Below are 16,967 nucleotides of genomic sequence, written 5' to 3' on the forward strand. Positions count from 1 at the left end.
TGCTGCTTACAAATCTTTCGGATGGAGGGTCCTCAATGGCACAAGCAGAACGTTCCATAAACCCTGTGCCGCTGGTTGCTGTAAAAGGGATACATAAATCCTTTAGCCTGAATGCCGTTTTAAAAGGTATTGACCTTGCGGTTTATCCTGGCGAGGTGGTTGCTTTAATCGGCGGCAACGGTGCTGGCAAAAGCACGTTGATGAAAATCATCATGGGTATTTACCAGCAAGACGAAGGCACAATCGAAATCAACGGTGAGGAAGTGCGGCTCACAAAGCCGTCGGTGGCACTGTCCAAGGGAATTTATATGGTTCCACAGGAGCCGTTGCTTTTTCCGAATATGACGGTGGAAGAAAACATCGTCATCGGGTTTGAAAAGAGCAAGTCTGAATTACATAAAGAACTCGTAGACACCATGAACGAGATTGGCTGGCATCTTGACCTTAACCGCAAAGCAAGCAGCCTTTCCATCGCAGAGCAGCAGCTTGTTGAAATTTTGCGTGGCTTGCTGCGCCACGCGCAGATGCTAATTTTAGATGAGCCAACGAGTGCCTTAACTTTCGACGAAGTAGAAAGTCTTTTTAAATGTGTCAATGACCTGCGTGCAAAGCAAATCGGCATCATTTATATTACTCACCGCTTGGCAGAGGTTTTTGAGATTGCTACCGATGTTGCGATTTTGCGTGATGGTGTTGTAACCCTTAGCGGGGCGGCAAGCGATTTTACCCGCGAGATGCTGGTTAAAGGCTTGTTGCCGCCGAACATGGAAGAGGCGGTCGACCACAGCGGCAAACCTTATACTAAAGTAGATTATACGGCCGAGCCGATATTTGAACTGCAAAATTACAGCGGCTATGGTTTTTCTCATATGAATCTTAAAGTTTATCCTGGTGAGATATTGGGCGTTGCGGGCGTAGTAGGTGCCGGACGTACCGAAATGGCCACCACTATCTTTGGGATGGATAAAGTTCTGGGCGGCAAAGCCATTTTAGGCGGCAAAGATATTACAGGTCTCTCGACCCGTGCTGTCATCAAGGCAGGGCTAAACTATGTGCCGGAAGACAGACATCTCAACGGTCTGTTTAAAATTTGCGACGTTGCCGCAAATACCACAAGCGCACTGCTAAAAGATAAAGAAATGGGCAACTGCTTTTTAAACAAAAAGTGCGAGCACACCGTTACCCAACAATATGTGGATAATTTCCGCACTAAAGTAACAGGTCAAGACCAGTTGGCTGGCAGCCTTTCCGGCGGCAATCAGCAAAAGATTGTGATTGCGCGCAGCCTTTCCACTCAACCCAAAATTATCATTTTGGACGAGCCGACACGCGGAATTGACGCAGCGGCTCGCGGCGATGTATACAGCATTATTCATGACCTGCGAGAACAAGGCGTTTCTATTTTACTTATTTCAAGCGATATGGAAGAGATTGTAGAGCTAGCAGACCGTGCGGTTACCGTATGCCAAGGCACAATTAACGGAGAATTTGGAAAAGAACAGATTACACAGGATAACCTGATGGCTGCCGCTTTTGGTGTAACTTGTGAACAGGAGGCGCAGGCATGAGCAATTTGAAAAAAGTATTGCGAGCGCGCGAAGTAACCAGCTTTCTGTTTCTGGCTGCGCTGTTCGTGATTGTTGGTCTTATAAATCCAAAGTTTTTTTCTGTCAGCAGTATCAGTGCCTGCTTTAACTCGTCCGTTGTTTATACCTTGGTAGCGGTCGGCATGGCATTTGCGATTTTTGTTGGCGAAATTGATGTTTCGGTAGGTTCCACTTTAGGCTTTGTGGCAACTGTCGTAGGCAGCCTGCTGCGCGACGGTGCAAACTGGATTTTTGCATTTACCATGGGCCTCATTATCGGTGCCATTGTTGGCTTAATTAACGGCTGGGGTGTCGCAGTGATGAAGGTGCCGTCACTTATTTTCACGCTGGGTACCAACGGCATTCTGCGCGGCATGATGTACATTTATGCTGGCGGTGCCTGGGTGGAAAACCTGCCCAAAGATTTTAAAGATTTCTCTTCGGTTACGATGATTGGACAGTTTACTGTTTACTATTGCTGTGCCGTACTGCTTGTAGTTTCGATCCACCTGCTACTTACCCGCACCCGTCGGGGCCGTTATTTTATTGCAGTTGGCGACAACGCAAGTGGCGCGACTTTAGTTGGCATCCCGGCAACCCGCACCAAAGTTACCGCGTATGTTATATGCGGACTGATGAGTGCCCTTGCAGGCATTATCTTCTGCAGCCGAATCGGCTTTGTTACCTCTACCAGCGGCAGCGGCTATGACATGAAAGCGGTTGCAGCCTGCGTACTTGGTGGCATCAGCCTGACCGGTGGTGTTGGGACCGTAATCGGCGCTGCAATTGGTGCAGTGATTATGGCTTCTATCAGCTATCTACTTGTCTTTATGGGGTTCTCGTCCAACTATGATAACGCAATCACCGGTGTCATCTTAATTACCATTGTTGTGGCAGATGCACTGATGCAGCACCGTACTGCGGAGAAAAATCGCCGCGCGCGGCTTGCTGCCAGAACGTCGGTGGCTGAAGAAGTCAAAGGGGGCGTCCGGTTATGAAAAACTTGAAGAACAAACCGAAATTCAGTTGGAATATGTTTCTTGTGGTGTTGCTGGCTACAGAATTTTTAATCTTTGGCAGCAAAAACCCAAAATTTCTTCGCCCGGCGCTGCTTTTTAATAGTGTCAATGACTATATCGCAATTTGCATGGTTTCGCTGTTCGTGACCTTTGTTATGATTACGGGCGGCATCGATATTCAGGTTCCGTCTATCATCGGCTTGACGTCAATTACCATCGGTGTTCTTTGGCAGGATTTTGGTATGAGCCCTGGCGTGGCTGTGATTTTCGCTATCCTGTTGGCTGCGCTTTGCGGTGCACTTTCCGGTTTCTTTATCGCTTATTGTCGCGTACAGGCAATGGTGGTTACGCTTGGCGGCAGTTTCTTGTATGCCGGTCTTGCATTGCTTATTTCAACGCTGTCCAGCACTGAAAGTTACCAGGGAATCAGCGGATTTCCAGATTCGTTTAAATGGATTGCGAAGTATAAAGTATTTGGTGTAGTGCCGTTTCAAATTGTTATCTACCTTGGTATGATAGTCATCGCCTATCTGTTGCTGCACAAAACCAAATATGGACGCAGCATCTTTTTGGTTGGTGTCAATGCCAATGCGGCAGAATATTCCGGCATCAACAGCCGGCTTGTTAAAATGTCCACCTACATTTTAAGTGCAGTTAGTGCTGCGATTGCAGGTGTTGTACTTACTGCATATCTCGGCACCGCAAAATCAGACCTTGGCAGCGGGTTGACAATGAACATCATTACTGCAGTGGTGCTGGGCGGTACGCTTTCCACCGGCGGTAAAGGCAGCGTGATTGGAACTGCGCTGGCAGCACTCATCATCGGACTTTTGCGGTTTGGTATGCCGCTTTGCTTCAAGGTCAATACCCAGTATCTCGATATTCCCATCGGCGTGCTGCTCATCGTGGTAGTTGTTGGCCGTGCGGTGGCGAGTAATCCCGCAGTTACGGCAAAGTTGAGTAGATTACGGCACGAAAAGAAAAAAGCAGTGTCGTCGAAATAATTTTATCGTTTATTCGGGGAATTCCCCCCCGGGTATAAATTTTAGGAGGTATGTACCATGAAAAAAGTTTTCGCACTTGCTATGGCACTCTGCATGGCTATGTCATTGGCTGCCTGCGGTAGTTCGAGCTCCAGCGCACCTGCTGCCAGCACACCCGCTTCTAGTGCCGCGGAATCCGGCGCAAGCTCCACTGGCATCAAATCCATCGAAGGCAAAACAGTTGCCTTTATTCCGAAACTGACCGGCAATGCATTTTTTGAGGCTGCCAACAACGGCGCACAGAAATATGCAAAAGACTGGGGCATCACCATTGATTACATGGGCGATGCAACTGCCTCTGTTTCTGCACAGGTGGCTGTCATCAACCAGGCAGTTGCTGCGGGTGTAGACGCTATCTGCATTTCTACTGTTGACGCGGCAGGTGTTTCTGACGCACTGAAAAACGCAACCGATGCAGGCATTACTGTTTGCACCTGGGACTCTGACGCTAACCCCGAAGACCGTGGCCTCATGGTTTCTCAGGGCACTCCGGAAGTTCTTGGCAAAATGTTGGTTGATATGTCTGTAGCAGGTTTGAAAGACCGCGGCGTTGACCCTGCAAAAGACGAAGTTACCTACTGCTGGCACTACTCTCAGGCAACTGTAACCGACCAGAACTCCTGGCAGGTTGCAGGCGAGAAATACATTGCTGAAAACTATCCGAACTGGAAAAACGTAAACCCCGACAACTACTACTCTGAGCAGGATGCTGAGAAAGCAATCACCGTCGGCGAGGCAGTTCTCGAAGCTTACCCCGACATTGATCTCGTTATCTGCAACGACTCTACCGCACTGCCCGGCCAGTTGCAGGCTGCTGAGAACAAAGGCTATGACAAATCTAAAGTTACTATTACCGGTTTTGCTTCTCCCAACGCAATCAAAGAATACTGCAACAACGGCACCCTGTATAACTGGGGCCTGTGGGATTGCGGCGTACAGGGCGGCATGGGCTGCTATGTTGCAGCATACCTTGCAGCCGGCAACACTGTAAAAGTTGGCGATGTCATCAGCATCCCCGGCATTGGCGATTGCGAAGTTCTTCCGAATGATTCCATCAGCGCGGGTGCAGCAACTGCTGATACCAACAACGGCGTTGTACTTCTGCCCGAAGACACCGTTTACACTGCTGAGAACATGAACGACTATAACTTCTAGTTTCTCATCTCTAAGGATTCTTTCTCTTAACGATACCCAGCAAAGTAGGCCGGGCAATTACCCGCTCTACTTTGCGCCTAAGCGGATAAGGATGTTGTCCGCTTAGGCGCAAAGTGTGGCAGCTTGCACCAATTTGCTGAAACTTATTATCCATAAGGAGGAAATACATATGGCAGATTTAGAGGGCCTGAAGGTCGCAAAAGATTACCATGTAGAAACACCGTTTGCTAACCAGAATGGTTTTTATCTGAAAGGAGCAAACAGCCTGGATTGGGGCATGAAAAAACACATGTCTAATATTTTTAACCCTAAAAGCGGAAACACTGTGATGTTTGCATTTGACCATGGCTATTTCATGGGCTCTGCCGCCGGTCTAGAGCGCTTGGATCTCTTAATTCCGCAGCTGGCACCGTATGTGGATTGCTTCATGGGTACCCGTGGTGCAATTCGTACCTGTGTCGCTCCTGAGCTGACCAAATCTGTGGCGCTGCGTGTCACCTCCGGCTCTTCGATGTTGCAGGACGACCTCAGCCACGAAGTGGTTGCGGTAGATATTGAGGATGCAATCCGTATGAATGCAGACTGCATGGCAGTGCAAACCTTCATTGGTGCAAAAGGCCAGCTTTCGAGCATTGATAATCTTAGCCAGGTCATCAATGCCGGTATGCGTTACAGCATCCCTACGTTAGGCGTTTGTGCTGTTGGCAAAGAGATGGAACGCACGGACCGTTTCTTTAAGCTCGCCACCCGTATTATTGCAGAGATGGGCTGCCAAATTGTGAAAACCTATGACTGCGAAAATTTTGAAGAGGTTGTTGCAGCCTGCCCGGTGCCCATCGTGGTAGCTGGCGGCAAAAAATTGCCAGAAAAAGAAGCACTCGAGCTTGCTTACGATGTTATTCGTAAAGGTGCTCACGGTGTAGATATGGGACGGAATATCTTCCAAAGCCAGTACCCCATCGAAATGGCAAAAGCCGTAAACAAGATTGTGCATGAAGGAATGACGGCAAAAGAAGCCTGGGAATTCTTTGAAGACGAAACTCACTAAATAGGACATCGCAATAAAACGGAAAAGAGGCAGACATAGGGTCTGCCTCTTTTTGTAAGTGTAGGGGGAAGCGGCAAATGATACAGCAGGTAGCAAACATGGTGGTACCGGTTCTTGCAATGTTGGGCATCGGTTTTTGGTGCCGTAAAAAAAGTTTTTTTGACGAGCGAGGCCTGGAAGGTCTAAAAAGTGTGATTAGTCGGATCTGTTTGCCAGTTGTTTTATTTGATGCATTTTTTCGTGCACAATATGAATGGCGCGCCTTAGCAGTGTTTTTTGTTGTTTACTGTGGATTTGGTGCGGCATTGGCAGTGGGCTATGGCATCAGGCGGATTGCTCAGCCCTACCAAAAGTTTATGCCGTTTTTACTCTCCAGTGCAGAAGGAGGAATGCTTGGATATGCTTTATTTGGTGTACTTACAGGTAAACAAAGCGGCTTCGCAACAGTAGATTTGGGACAAACCATTTTTGCATACACCATATTTTTAGCGACGCTAAAAAAGGAGGAGGGAGCTGCGGCGAGTGCGGGCGGCTTAGTGCGCAATATGATTTTCAACCCATGTTTTATAGGAATGTCAGCGGGAGTTTTGCTGGGGGCTTTAGGAACTACTTGTGTATTAGAATCAACAGCAGGCGGCGCGATGCTACGTGCAGTGATTGAAATGATAAAAGTACCCACTGGAGCCTTAGTGCTTATAGTGGTAGGTTATGAGCTGAAATTGCAAAAGCAACTTTTGGGGCCGGTTATAAAAACAGTGCTTTGCCGCTTATTGATGATGGCAGGTCTGCTTTTGGTGACCAGCGTTGTGATTTTTTCTATTTTCCCTTTCGATAAGCAATTGCAAATAGCACTCATGATTCTTTACTCGCTGCCAGCGCCTTTTATTATTCCGTTGTTTGCGCGGGTAGGAAAGGATGGAGAATATATTTCTACCACGCTTTCGGTGCAAACGCTGGTGTGTGTACTTCTGTTTAGTTGTATTTCAGTATACTACCTCCTTTAAAAACAGAAAAATCGAGCAAAAACGACACAGCATAAATCGAAGATTCATAAGATGAACCAAAGGCGCATTTGCGCTTTTAACACAAAAAGGAGGCTTATCTTATGAATATGCCAGACCCTAGATTGACAAACGAAGTCGGCGCGCCCGTGGCCGACAACGAAAATACGCTAACCATCGGCCCCCGCGGCCCGGCGGCATTACAGGATGTATGGCTGCTTGAAAAAATGGCGCACTTTAACCGTGAAGTAATCCCAGAGCGACGGATGCATGCGAAAGGCAGTGGGGCATATGGCACATTTACCGTTACCCACGATGTGCGTTGCTGGACAAAAGCAAAGGTGTTTGAGCCCGGCGAAAAAACCGATGTTTTTGTGCGGTTTTCTACTGTGGCAGGTGAGCGCGGTGCGGCTGATGCCGAGCGTGACATTCGTGGTTTTGCCTGCAAGTTTTACACCCGTGATGGCAACTGGGATTTGGTTGGCAACAACACCCCGGTTTTCTTCTTGCGCGATGCGCAAAACTTCCCCGGCTTAAACCGAGCAGTAAAACGCGACCCTAAAACCAACCTGCGCGACGCGCAGAATAACTGGGATTTTTGGACCATTTTGCCGGAAGCCATGCACCAGATTACAATCGTTATGAGCGATAAAGGAATTCCTGCCAGCTATCGCCATATGGACGGCTTCGGCAGCCATACCTTTAGCCTTTATGACAAAGACAACCACCGCGTGTGGTGCAAGTTCCATATGCTGACCCAACAGGGCATTAAGAACCTGACGGATGAAGAGGCCCAAGCGCTGATTGGCAAGGACCGGGAAAGCCATGGCCGGGATTTGTACAATGCCATCGCTCAGGGCGATTTTCCGCGCTGGACGATGTATTTTCAGATTATGACCGAAGAAGAAGCGTTGCACCATTATGAAAATCCGTTTGATATTACAAAAAAATGGAGCACGAAAGAGTTTCCGCTGCATGAAGTCGGCGAACTGGAACTCAACCGCAACCCGGAGAACTATTTTGCTGAGGTAGAGCAGGCTGCTTTCTCTCCGGCGCATGTGGTTCCGGGCATCGGCTTTTCGCCGGATAAGCTGCTGCAAGGCAGACTGTTTGCCTATGGTGATGCCCAGCGCTATCGCCTGGGCGTGAACCACAACCTTATCCCCGTCAACAGTGCCCAGGTGCGGGTGCACGACCAGCACCGCGACGGCATGATGCGTACCGATGGCAACTATGGCGCAACTGTCGCCTATACCCCTAACAGTTGCGGAGAGTGGCAGGCTCAACCCGACACCGCAGAGCCACCGGTTTGCATCAAAGGTGCAATGTGGCGGTTTGACCCGAAAGAAGATCCGACAGACAATAATTTCCGCCAGGCGGGTGAGTTGTTCCGCAGCATGAGCGCGGGCGAAAAGAGCAGACTGATTGCCAACACGATGCGCAGTATCGGTTCCGTAGATTGCCGCATTCAATACCGGCATGCCGCACACTGCATCCTTGCCGACGAAGAGTATGGCAGAATGTTTGTAGCGGCAGCGGGGCTGAAATGGTCTAAAGCTTTGGCTTATAGTAAATTGAGCAATGATGAACTGATTGAGGCAACCCATTTAGACTGCTGCAGTCACGGATAAATTTTAACCAGATAAATCACCCCGCCGTTTTCCACCGGCGAGGTGATTTTTGTGGAAAACTTACGCGTTAGCACTGAATTTTTAAAATGGAGAAGAGTTGGATATCAACAGAAAAAAGAGATGAATATTAGCAAAATCCAAGAAAAACAGAGTAACAAGAAGAAAAAGCTTTGAATTTGTATTTTGATGAAGCAAATAAACTTAACGTATAAATGCTTCTGTGCAAAAGAGGACAAGTTTGCTTTTAGTGTCTGCTAATACAGCCTTAATCCAAACTGCAAAAATCCTTTTCCCGTTTTTATTTTGGTTGGACTAAACTGAAAGTGCAAAGGGGGAAGGGATATGGTTCAGTTTCAAAAAGTTGTAGACCGGTCACGCAGACCGAAAGAGGCACTGTGGCAGAGGCACCACGTTTGGGGTGTAATATGGTTGATGTGGATTGCAAGTGGCATACTAATGGCGTCAGCGGTTTTCTTATGCACCGCGGCTGCCGCTCTGCCAATTTGGGCGCTGAGCCGCATTTTTACCGGGTGAGTTTTCACCCGGTTTTATTTTTATTTAAAGGTAAGAGAAGAAAAGTTGGCGTATGCGGCAGCTTAATTTGCAGAAAGTGTTTGCCAATCTGTCAAAGGTGGTTTATCTGGCTCAAAATGCGCCATCATAGGAGCAATGTGCTGCGCTGTAAAGAAGGGGAACATGTGAAAAGGCAAAATTGGGGGTTAATCGCGTCCTGCGCCACACTGGTTGTGGTAGCACTGATTGTTTGGGTCTTGTTTTCACAAGCGGTGGTAGCGCACAAAAATGGATTTTTTACACCCCAGTATACGAAAGAAGAATTGGACCCTGTTTTAAGCGAGAAAACCTTAAAGCCGGAAGATTACGATTTGCTGATGCGCCAGACGGGGCTGGGCAAAAGTGCTGTGAATTTATTGAAAGCGCAAGGAGAAGAAGGCGTGCAGCAGATTTTGCATTATCAAGATTTATTTTTTGCGCAGCGCTATATTCAATGCGAACCCATGCTCGGCTGGTTTACTCGCGAGGATGTTATGACCACGGAAAGTGGGGAACCCATGCGAGCGCCGCCTATTATAGCGGCCGAGCCGGGCGATATTATCGTTTCACTCAGCACGCATTCGTTTGGGTGGAAACATGGCCATGCCGGGCTGGTGGTGGATGCCGAAACGACACTGGAAAGCCGGGTGCTGGGGCAAAATTCAGAAACAAGCAGCATCGACAGCTGGCGACAGTTTGCAAACTATGCAGTTTTGCGGGTGAAGGATGCATCTCCAGAAGAAAGGCAAGAGGTAGCCGATTACGGTATGGAAGTGCTGCATGATGTGCCATACCGCCTTACAGCAGGTATTTTTCATGAAAAAGCAGCATCGCAAGAAAGCCAGTTTTTTGGGCTGCAGTGTGCTTATTTGGTTTGGTACGCCTGGCAGCATTTTGGGGTGGATCTTGATTCGGATGAGGGGAGGATTGTGACACCGCTGGACCTTTGTATTAGTGACAGGCTAGAGATAGTGCAGATGTACGGTTTTGACCCTGAAGTATTCTTGCGGCAAAGCGTGCCGGAAAGCAACAGCCCCAGGCCGTAATATGCTGAAGGTTGATTGACAGCTGCAATGTGCCAGTGAGAAGACTTCTCCGCAATATCTTTATAAATGTGGACAAGTCTGCACAAATGACAAAATACAGCAGAGGCTTTTATAAAAAATAGATGGCTTCAAGAAGTTGTGTTTGTATATAATTCCTAAAAGTTGTTTAGATTCTGGAAATAAACAATTGATTTTGTGGAATAAATCGCCTATGATAAAGCTATGACCTAATTTTGCGGGTGAGCCTGCCCGCGCCCAACCTAGGAAAGGAGATATCTGATGAATCAAAACGATATTGCAGCCGTACGGGAAGCCGAGGCCGCTGCAGATGCAGCCCAGACCCTTGCCGCCAAGCAGGCCGCTCAGCTGCGCGCAGACGGAGCAAAGCAAGCGGCCGCTATTTGTGACGATGCAGTGCAGGCAGCAAAGCAAGCCGGAGAGCGGCAGCTGGCAAAGGCTGCACAAGCTGCGCAAGCGCTTATGCAGCAGGCAGAAACGGAGGCCGCGCAGGAATGCGAGACCCTTAAGCAGCAGGCAAAGCAAAACTGGAACACAACGATCGATGCGATTCTCGCAGAGCTCGTCTGACCGGCGGAAATACAGTGAGAGGAGTGAGAACGCATGGCGATTGTTGCCATGAAGCAGATTACGGTCTGCGGATTGAAGCATCAGCAGGCAGATATTTTAGCGTATTTGCAGCGGTGTGGCTGTGTGCAGCCGGCGCCTATTGCGCCGGAAGCAGCCTCTATCTCCCAAACAGAAGCAGCACAAAAGCGCGCTTTTTATGACAAAGGCGCTGCCGAGACCAAAGCCGCTTTAGAAGTGCTTGGGACCTATGGGGTAAAGTCAGCACCGCCGCTTTCTATGTTGGCGGGGCGTGAAACGCTGTCGCAAGAAGCCTGCAATGCATATATGCAAAAAAACGAAGAGACCATCGCGCTCACAGCACGCATTTTAACCCTTGGCAAAGCGATTCAAGACCGCAAAGCAGAAAATCAGCGCTTAACGGCACAGATTGCGGCTCTTGAACCATGGTTGCCGCTGGCGGTGCCGACCTCATTTGAAGGCACTAAAACTACCGAGGCATTGATTGGTACACTGCCAGGTCCCCTGACCAGAGAAGCTGTAATGGCTATTTTGGCAGAAAAACTACCACATTTTGAAACTTATGAGCTGGATATTGTCTTTACACATTCAGACGCAACAGGCATTTTTCTGCTTTGCAGAAAAGAAGAAAGGCGCGCTGCGGAAGGTGCTTTGCGCGCTGCGGGTTTTATGAGGGTTGCAAACCCTTCGACACATATCCCGGAAATCAAAAAGAGTCGCTTGCAATCCCGTATTCAAAAAAACGAAGAATCGAACGAGGCAGACATCAAAAAATTGCAGAGTCTGGCAGAAAAAGCAGACCAGATGCGATTTTATATTGACTACTGCACCATGCGCAGTGAAGAGTATGCGGTTACCGAAGCGTTGCTGCAATCGAGATACGCATTTTTCTTAACAGGATATCTGCCTGCGAACGAGGCGCCGGAAATAGAGCAGCAGCTGCAAAAGCGGTTTGGGGCAGCGGTAGAAATCGCAGAGCCTGACCCGGAGGCAGATGTGCCGGTATTGCTGAAAAATAACGCCTTTACCACCCCAGTGGAAAGTGTGGTGGAAGCGTACAGCATGCCTGCCAAAGGTGAGCTGGACCCTTCGGTGGTGATGTCGCTGTTCTATTATCTGCTGTTTGGTCTGATGCTCTCTGACGCTGGTTACGGTGTTTTAATTGTGCTGGCTTGCAGCATTTGTCTTACCAAATTCAAAAACATGGAAAGCAGCATGAAAAACACTTTAAAAATGTTTTTGTACTGCGGCATTTCTACTATGTTCTGGGGCTTTTTACAAGGTAGCTTCTTCGGTGATGTGGTAGGTGTTGTTGCTTCCACCTTCTTTGGCTCTAATGTAGCACTTGGGCCCTTGTGGTTTGCGCCGCTGGATGACCCGATGCGTATGTTGCTGTTTGCACTGCTGCTTGGTATTATCCACCTGTTCTGCGGCCTTGCAATGAATATGGCGCAGCACTTTAAAAACAAGGAATACCGAGAAATTTTTTACGACGGAATCTTTTGGTATCTGCTGATTGGCGGGCTGGTGCTGCTGCTGACGACCAGCAGTATGTTTGCAGATGTTGCAGGCTTTCAGCTGGCGTTGCCGCCGGTGGGGATGACAATTTTAAAAGGTGCTATCCTTGCAGGTGCACTTGGCATTATTCTTACCTCTGGGCGAGATTCCAAAAACTGGGTAGTGCGTATTCTGCGCGGCCTTTACGGTCTGTATGGTGCCACAGGATACCTCAGCGATATCCTTTCTTATTCCCGCTTGCTGGCACTCGGCCTTGCAACCGGCGTTATTGGCACAGTCATTAACAAAATGGCAGGCATGGCAGCAGAACCGCTCGGCGGCTTTGGTATTATCGTGTTTGTTATTATCTTTTTGCTGGGGCATGCAATCAACCTCGGCATCAACCTGCTGGGCGCGTATGTTCACACCAACCGCCTGCAGTTCGTAGAGTTCTTCGGCAAGTTCTATAATGGCGGTGGACGCAAGTTTGAGCCGTTTGCCGCACATACAAAATATTACAAACTTTCCAAGGAGGATAATTAATTATGAATAGCTTTGGTGTTGCACTTGCATTAATCGGCGGAGCACTTTCCGCCCTGTTCGCCTGCGTTGGCTCTGCAATCGGTGTTGGCCGTACCGGCCAGGCCGCAGCCGGCGTCATCAGCGAAAATCCGTCTATGTTTACCAAGGTGCTCATTCTTCAGCTGCTGCCCGGTACCCAGGGCATCTACGGTTTCGTTGTCACTTTCATGATCTTTATCAACTGCGGCATCTTCGGTGGCAGTGCTGAAATGAGCCTTGCCAAAGGCCTGCTTTACCTTACCGCTTGCCTGCCGATGGCAATCATCGGATACTTCTCTGCCATTGGCCAGGCTGGTACCGCGGTGTCGTCTATCCAGCTGGTTGCCAAACACCCCGAACAGTTTGGTAAAGCCATGATTTTGCCCGCTATGGTTGAAACCTACGCTATCTTCGGCTTGCTGATTTCGCTGCTTGCTATCGTCAACATCGGCAAACTTCCGGTATGATAGATCCTTTCGTACACAAAATCTAAAACGAAAGAGGGGAGCCCATTGACCGGAATCGAAAAAATCATTGCGCATATCCAGGCCGAGAGTGAGGCGGCGGCAAAAACCGTGACCGATGCTGCCGAGGCCGAGGTGCAGGAAATGCTGGCAGCGGCAGAGCAAAAAGCAAAACTGCTTGCAGCCAATGAAGATGAGCTGAATGAAGCAAAGCTGAACGAGGCAAATACTGCTGCACAAAGTGCGGCACGGCTGGCAAAGCGGCGCGTTTTGCTCAGCAAACGCGGAGAGCTGATTGCCCAAGTTATCGCCGATGCGCAAAAACAGCTGGAAGAACTGCCGGATGGTGAGGCTGTTGCATTTTTGCTGAAGCTTGCAGCGCAGTGCGCTGGCAAGGCCGAGGGTGAGATGCAGCTTTGCGAAAAAGATTTGGCAAGGCTGCCGGCAGATTTTGCAGAGCAGCTGAAAAAAGCTGCGCCCGAAGCAAAACTGACCATCAGCAAAACACCGGTGCCAATCTCCGGCGGGTTTATTCTGCGCTGCGGAGAAATCGAACAGAACTGCTCACTGGAAAGTCTTTTTTATGCAGCGCGCGAAAAGCTGCAAGACATTGCGCAAAAGACCTTGTTTTGCGCCTAGCGGCAGAGAGGGGAAGCGTGAATGGCAAACAATCTATACATCTATGCCGTTACCCGCGCCCATGTGCGGGAGCTGTCTATGCTGACCTCCACCACGCTGGAGCAGATGCTGGCAGCACCCGATTATGACGCAGCGCTCGCCATCCTCGCCGAAAAAGGCTGGGAGACAGAGCTGCACGAACCGGGCGCAATTTTAATGGCAGAAGAAAATAAAACCTGGGACTTTATCTCTGAAATGGTAGAGGATATGTCCCCGTTTAATGTCTTTTTGGTGGCAAACGACTACCACAACCTGAAAGCCGCGATTAAAAAAACCATCACCGGCTCAGAGGTGGAACCTGTTTATCTTCCGCGCGGCACCGTGCCGCTTGCACAGCTGCGGCATGCCGCAGAAACCGCAGATTTTTCTGATTTGCCGCCGGAGATGCGCGTGGCCGGAGAAGCTGCGTTTGATGCACTGCGCACTTCGGGCGACGGGCAGCTTTGCGACATACGTTTGGACGTTGCTGCCCTTGCGGCGACCTACCAAGCAGGCAAGGCTTCCGGCAGTGATATTCTGGCGCGTTATGGCGAGCTGATAGTTGCAGTGGCAGATATTAAAACAGCAGCCCGCTGCGCAAAACTCGGCAAACCGCGCAGCTTTGTGCGAGAGGCTTTGGTGGAATGCGAAACGCTTTCGGCAGACCGGCTGGCGCTTGCCGCCGGAGAAGGCCTAGAGGCCCTATACACCTACCTTGCTAATACAGATTACGCCGAGGCGGTCCCCGCGCTGCGCAAGAGCGCAGCGGCGTTTGAGTGCTGGTGCGATAATCTGATGATGAATTCCATCCGCAGCCAAAAAACAGTCAACAGCGGCATTGGCCCGTTGGCTGCATACCTTCTGGCCCGAGAGTGCGAAATCAAATCTGTACGCATGATTTTGTCCGGGCAGCTTAACCGGCTGCCTGCGGCTGCCGTGCGGGAAAGGCTGAGGGGGATGTATGTATAAGGCAGCGATACTGGGGGACCGCGACAGCATTTACGGCTTTGCGGCTCTTGGGCTTGAAATTGTTCCCGTTGTGGAAAAAGCAGAAGCGGCGCGCACTCTGCGCCGCCTGGCGGACGAAGACTACGCGGTGATTTACATGACCGAAGCACTTGCAGATACGCTGAAAGAGGAGATTGCAGGATATGCAGAACGGCTGATGCCCGCGATTATTCCCGTGCCCGGTGCTTACGGCAACACGGGTGCTGGCATTGCAAATGTGCGCCGCTTTGTAGAACAGGCTGTCGGTTCTGACATTATTTTTGGCGCTGATAGCCAATAACCTTAATTAATCCGCCCGAAAGGAAGGTTAGACAACGATATGAGCAAAGGAACGATCAAAAAAGTCGCCGGCCCGCTGGTCATTGCCAGCGGAATGCGCGATGCAAATATGTTTGACGTTGTGCGCGTTTCAGAAGAGCGGCTCATCGGAGAAATCATCGAGATTCACGGTGACGCAGCGTCAATTCAAGTTTACGAAGAAACTTCGGGCCTTGGCCCCGGCGCACCTGTAGAATCTACCGGTATGCCGATGAGCGTAGAACTTGGACCAGGCCTGATCGGCAGCATCTTTGACGGAATCCAGCGCCCGCTGGAGGCGATTATGGAGCGTGCAGGCAACAACCTGGCGCGCGGCGTGGAGGTGCCCAGCCTGGACCGTGAAAAAATGTGGCATTTTGTGCCGGTTGCAAAAGTGGACGATGTGCTGCAGGCAGGTGATGTGCTTGGCACAGTGAAAGAAACCGAGCTGATTACGCAAAAAATCATGCTGCCTGTGGGCATGGACGGCACTGTTACTGCGATAGAAGAAGGGGATTTTACAGTAACCGGAATGATTGCCACCGTGCGCACGAAAGACGGTGAAAAACAGGTGCCGCTGATGCAGACCTGGCCGGTGCGCCGTGGCCGCCCCTATAAGCAAAAGCTTTCGCCGGATATGCCGCTTGTGACTGGCCAGCGTGTGATTGATACGCTGTTTCCCATCGCAAAAGGCGGTGTTGCGGCGGTGCCCGGGCCGTTTGGCTCCGGCAAAACCGTGGTACAGCATCAGCTGGCCAAATGGGCGGAAGCGGACGTGGTGGTTTACATTGGTTGCGGCGAGCGCGGCAATGAGATGACAGACGTTTTGAACGAATTCCCAGAGCTGAAAGATCCGAATACCGGTCGCAGCCTCATGGAGCGTACCGTGTTGATTGCCAACACCTCCGACATGCCGGTGGCAGCGCGCGAAGCATCGATTTACACCGGCATCACGATTGCGGAATATTTCCGTGATATGGGCTATTCGGTGGCGCTGATGGCAGACTCTACCTCGCGCTGGGCAGAGGCATTGCGTGAGATGAGCGGACGGCTCGAAGAGATGCCCGGTGAGGAGGGTTACCCCGCTTACCTGGGCAGCCGCCTTGCGCAGTTCTATGAGCGTGCAGGCCGCATCAAAACCCTTGGCAGTGAGCCGCGCGAAGGTGCACTTTCGGTCATCGGCGCAGTTTCTCCTCCGGGCGGCGATATTTCCGAGCCGGTGAGCCAGGCAACGCTGCGCATTGTGAAAGTGTTCTGGAGCCTTGACTCCGCACTCGCTTATAAGCGCCATTTTCCGGCCATCAACTGGCTGACCAGCTATTCGCTTTACACCGACATGACGGGCAAATGGTTCTGCGACAACGTGGCACCAGATTGGCTCGAGCTGCGCGCACGAGTCATGCTTTTGCTGCATGAAGAATCCGAGCTGAACGAGATTGTTCAGCTTGTCGGTATGGATGCATTGAGTGCACCTGACCGCATCAAGATGGAGGCGGCCCGCAGTATTCGCGAGGACTTTTTGCACCAGAACGCTTTCCACGACGTGGATACCTACACCCCGCTGGAAAAACAGCGCCTGATGATGAAACTGGTGCTTGCCTACTTTGATGAGGCTACCAAAGGGCTGGAGGCAGGCGCGCCGGTAGAGGCGCTTTGCAGCTTGCCGGTGCGTGAGGCTATTGGCCGCTTTAAATACACCGAAAATGAAAAGATAGATGCCGTGTACGAGGAGATTCTGCAGCAGCTGTGCAGCGAAGTGGAAGACTTAGTGGCTAAAAGCAAGGAGGAGGACTGAC

General features: G+C 50.2%; 15 protein-coding genes. All 15 read left to right on the forward strand.

The window, feature by feature from the left end:
• Window positions 1-35: 35 nt before the first annotated feature.
• Window positions 36-1,568, forward strand: coding sequence for a sugar ABC transporter ATP-binding protein (locus C1A11_RS13370; protein ID WP_102050940.1), 1,533 nt, complete (start codon window positions 36-38; stop codon window positions 1,566-1,568).
• Window positions 1,565-2,584, forward strand: a complete 1,020-nt coding sequence (locus C1A11_RS13375; RefSeq protein WP_102050941.1) for an ABC transporter permease — start codon at window positions 1,565-1,567, stop codon at window positions 2,582-2,584. Before C1A11_RS13370 ends, C1A11_RS13375 begins: the two co-directional genes overlap by 4 nt.
• Window positions 2,581-3,609 (forward strand): ABC transporter permease, encoded by a 1,029-nt coding sequence (locus C1A11_RS13380; protein WP_102050942.1) that lies wholly within the window; start codon window positions 2,581-2,583, stop codon window positions 3,607-3,609. Before C1A11_RS13375 ends, C1A11_RS13380 begins: the two co-directional genes overlap by 4 nt.
• 57 nt (window positions 3,610-3,666) lie before the next feature.
• Entirely contained in the window at window positions 3,667-4,803 is a 1,137-nt protein-coding gene (locus tag C1A11_RS13385) for a substrate-binding domain-containing protein (RefSeq protein ID WP_102050943.1), read from the forward strand.
• Between the two features lie 169 nt (window positions 4,804-4,972).
• Window positions 4,973-5,851, forward strand: a complete 879-nt coding sequence (gene lsrF, locus C1A11_RS13390) for a 3-hydroxy-5-phosphonooxypentane-2,4-dione thiolase (protein ID WP_102050944.1) — start codon at window positions 4,973-4,975, stop codon at window positions 5,849-5,851.
• A gap of 77 nt (window positions 5,852-5,928) precedes the next feature.
• Window positions 5,929-6,855: an AEC family transporter gene (locus C1A11_RS13395; RefSeq protein WP_242965946.1), complete on the forward strand. Its 927-nt coding sequence runs from the start codon at window positions 5,929-5,931 to the stop codon at window positions 6,853-6,855.
• 101 nt (window positions 6,856-6,956) lie between these two features.
• Window positions 6,957-8,483: a catalase gene (locus C1A11_RS13400; protein WP_341458155.1), complete on the forward strand. Its 1,527-nt coding sequence runs from the start codon at window positions 6,957-6,959 to the stop codon at window positions 8,481-8,483.
• A gap of 698 nt (window positions 8,484-9,181) precedes the next feature.
• Entirely contained in the window at window positions 9,182-10,081 is a 900-nt protein-coding gene (locus C1A11_RS13410) for a hypothetical protein (protein ID WP_102050946.1), read from the forward strand.
• A gap of 279 nt (window positions 10,082-10,360) precedes the next feature.
• Complete coding sequence (locus C1A11_RS13415) at window positions 10,361-10,669, forward strand: hypothetical protein (protein WP_102050947.1); 309 nt, start codon at window positions 10,361-10,363, stop codon at window positions 10,667-10,669.
• 33 nt (window positions 10,670-10,702) lie between these two features.
• Window positions 10,703-12,727, forward strand: coding sequence for a V-type ATP synthase subunit I (locus C1A11_RS13420; protein WP_102050948.1), 2,025 nt, complete (start codon window positions 10,703-10,705; stop codon window positions 12,725-12,727).
• A gap of 2 nt (window positions 12,728-12,729) precedes the next feature.
• Window positions 12,730-13,212, forward strand: a complete 483-nt coding sequence (locus C1A11_RS13425; protein WP_102050949.1) for a V-type ATP synthase subunit K — start codon at window positions 12,730-12,732, stop codon at window positions 13,210-13,212.
• Window positions 13,213-13,257: 45 nt separating this feature from the next.
• Complete coding sequence (locus tag C1A11_RS13430) at window positions 13,258-13,848, forward strand: V-type ATP synthase subunit E (RefSeq protein WP_180950371.1); 591 nt, start codon at window positions 13,258-13,260, stop codon at window positions 13,846-13,848.
• A 21-nt stretch (window positions 13,849-13,869) separates the two neighbouring features.
• Complete coding sequence (locus C1A11_RS13435) at window positions 13,870-14,835, forward strand: V-type ATPase subunit (RefSeq protein ID WP_102050951.1); 966 nt, start codon at window positions 13,870-13,872, stop codon at window positions 14,833-14,835.
• Window positions 14,828-15,154 carry a V-type ATP synthase subunit F gene (locus tag C1A11_RS13440; protein ID WP_102050952.1) on the forward strand — a complete coding sequence of 109 codons (327 nt, stop codon included), beginning with the start codon at window positions 14,828-14,830 and terminating at the stop codon, window positions 15,152-15,154. Before C1A11_RS13435 ends, C1A11_RS13440 begins: the two co-directional genes overlap by 8 nt.
• 39 nt (window positions 15,155-15,193) lie before the next feature.
• The gene (locus tag C1A11_RS13445; RefSeq protein ID WP_102050953.1) at window positions 15,194-16,966 is read left to right on the forward strand and encodes a V-type ATP synthase subunit A; all 1,773 of its coding nucleotides are present in this window, start codon (window positions 15,194-15,196) and stop codon (window positions 16,964-16,966) included.
• The last annotated feature ends 1 nt before the right edge of the window (window position 16,967 follow it).

It is taken from the genome of Pygmaiobacter massiliensis (assembly GCF_900199435.1).
Taxonomy (GTDB): Bacteria; Bacillota; Clostridia; order Oscillospirales; family Ruminococcaceae; genus Pygmaiobacter; species Pygmaiobacter massiliensis.

What these genes read in the sequence shown, in the direction of transcription:
- C1A11_RS13370 (WP_102050940.1), top strand. Translation starts at nt 36, where the DNA reads ATGGCACAAGCAGAACGTTCCATAAACCCTGTGCCGCTGGTTGCTGTA.
- C1A11_RS13375 (WP_102050941.1), top strand. Translation starts at nt 1,565, where the DNA reads ATGAGCAATTTGAAAAAAGTATTGCGAGCGCGCGAAGTAACCAGCTTT.
- C1A11_RS13380 (WP_102050942.1), top strand. Translation starts at nt 2,581, where the DNA reads ATGAAAAACTTGAAGAACAAACCGAAATTCAGTTGGAATATGTTTCTT.
- C1A11_RS13385 (WP_102050943.1), top strand. Translation starts at nt 3,667, where the DNA reads ATGAAAAAAGTTTTCGCACTTGCTATGGCACTCTGCATGGCTATGTCA.
- lsrF (WP_102050944.1), top strand. Translation starts at nt 4,973, where the DNA reads ATGGCAGATTTAGAGGGCCTGAAGGTCGCAAAAGATTACCATGTAGAA.
- C1A11_RS13395 (WP_242965946.1), top strand. Translation starts at nt 5,929, where the DNA reads ATGATACAGCAGGTAGCAAACATGGTGGTACCGGTTCTTGCAATGTTG.
- C1A11_RS13400 (WP_341458155.1), top strand. Translation starts at nt 6,957, where the DNA reads ATGAATATGCCAGACCCTAGATTGACAAACGAAGTCGGCGCGCCCGTG.
- C1A11_RS13415 (WP_102050947.1), top strand. Translation starts at nt 10,361, where the DNA reads ATGAATCAAAACGATATTGCAGCCGTACGGGAAGCCGAGGCCGCTGCA.
- C1A11_RS13420 (WP_102050948.1), top strand. Translation starts at nt 10,703, where the DNA reads ATGGCGATTGTTGCCATGAAGCAGATTACGGTCTGCGGATTGAAGCAT.
- C1A11_RS13425 (WP_102050949.1), top strand. Translation starts at nt 12,730, where the DNA reads ATGAATAGCTTTGGTGTTGCACTTGCATTAATCGGCGGAGCACTTTCC.
- C1A11_RS13435 (WP_102050951.1), top strand. Translation starts at nt 13,870, where the DNA reads ATGGCAAACAATCTATACATCTATGCCGTTACCCGCGCCCATGTGCGG.
- C1A11_RS13440 (WP_102050952.1), top strand. Translation starts at nt 14,828, where the DNA reads ATGTATAAGGCAGCGATACTGGGGGACCGCGACAGCATTTACGGCTTT.
- C1A11_RS13445 (WP_102050953.1), top strand. Translation starts at nt 15,194, where the DNA reads ATGAGCAAAGGAACGATCAAAAAAGTCGCCGGCCCGCTGGTCATTGCC.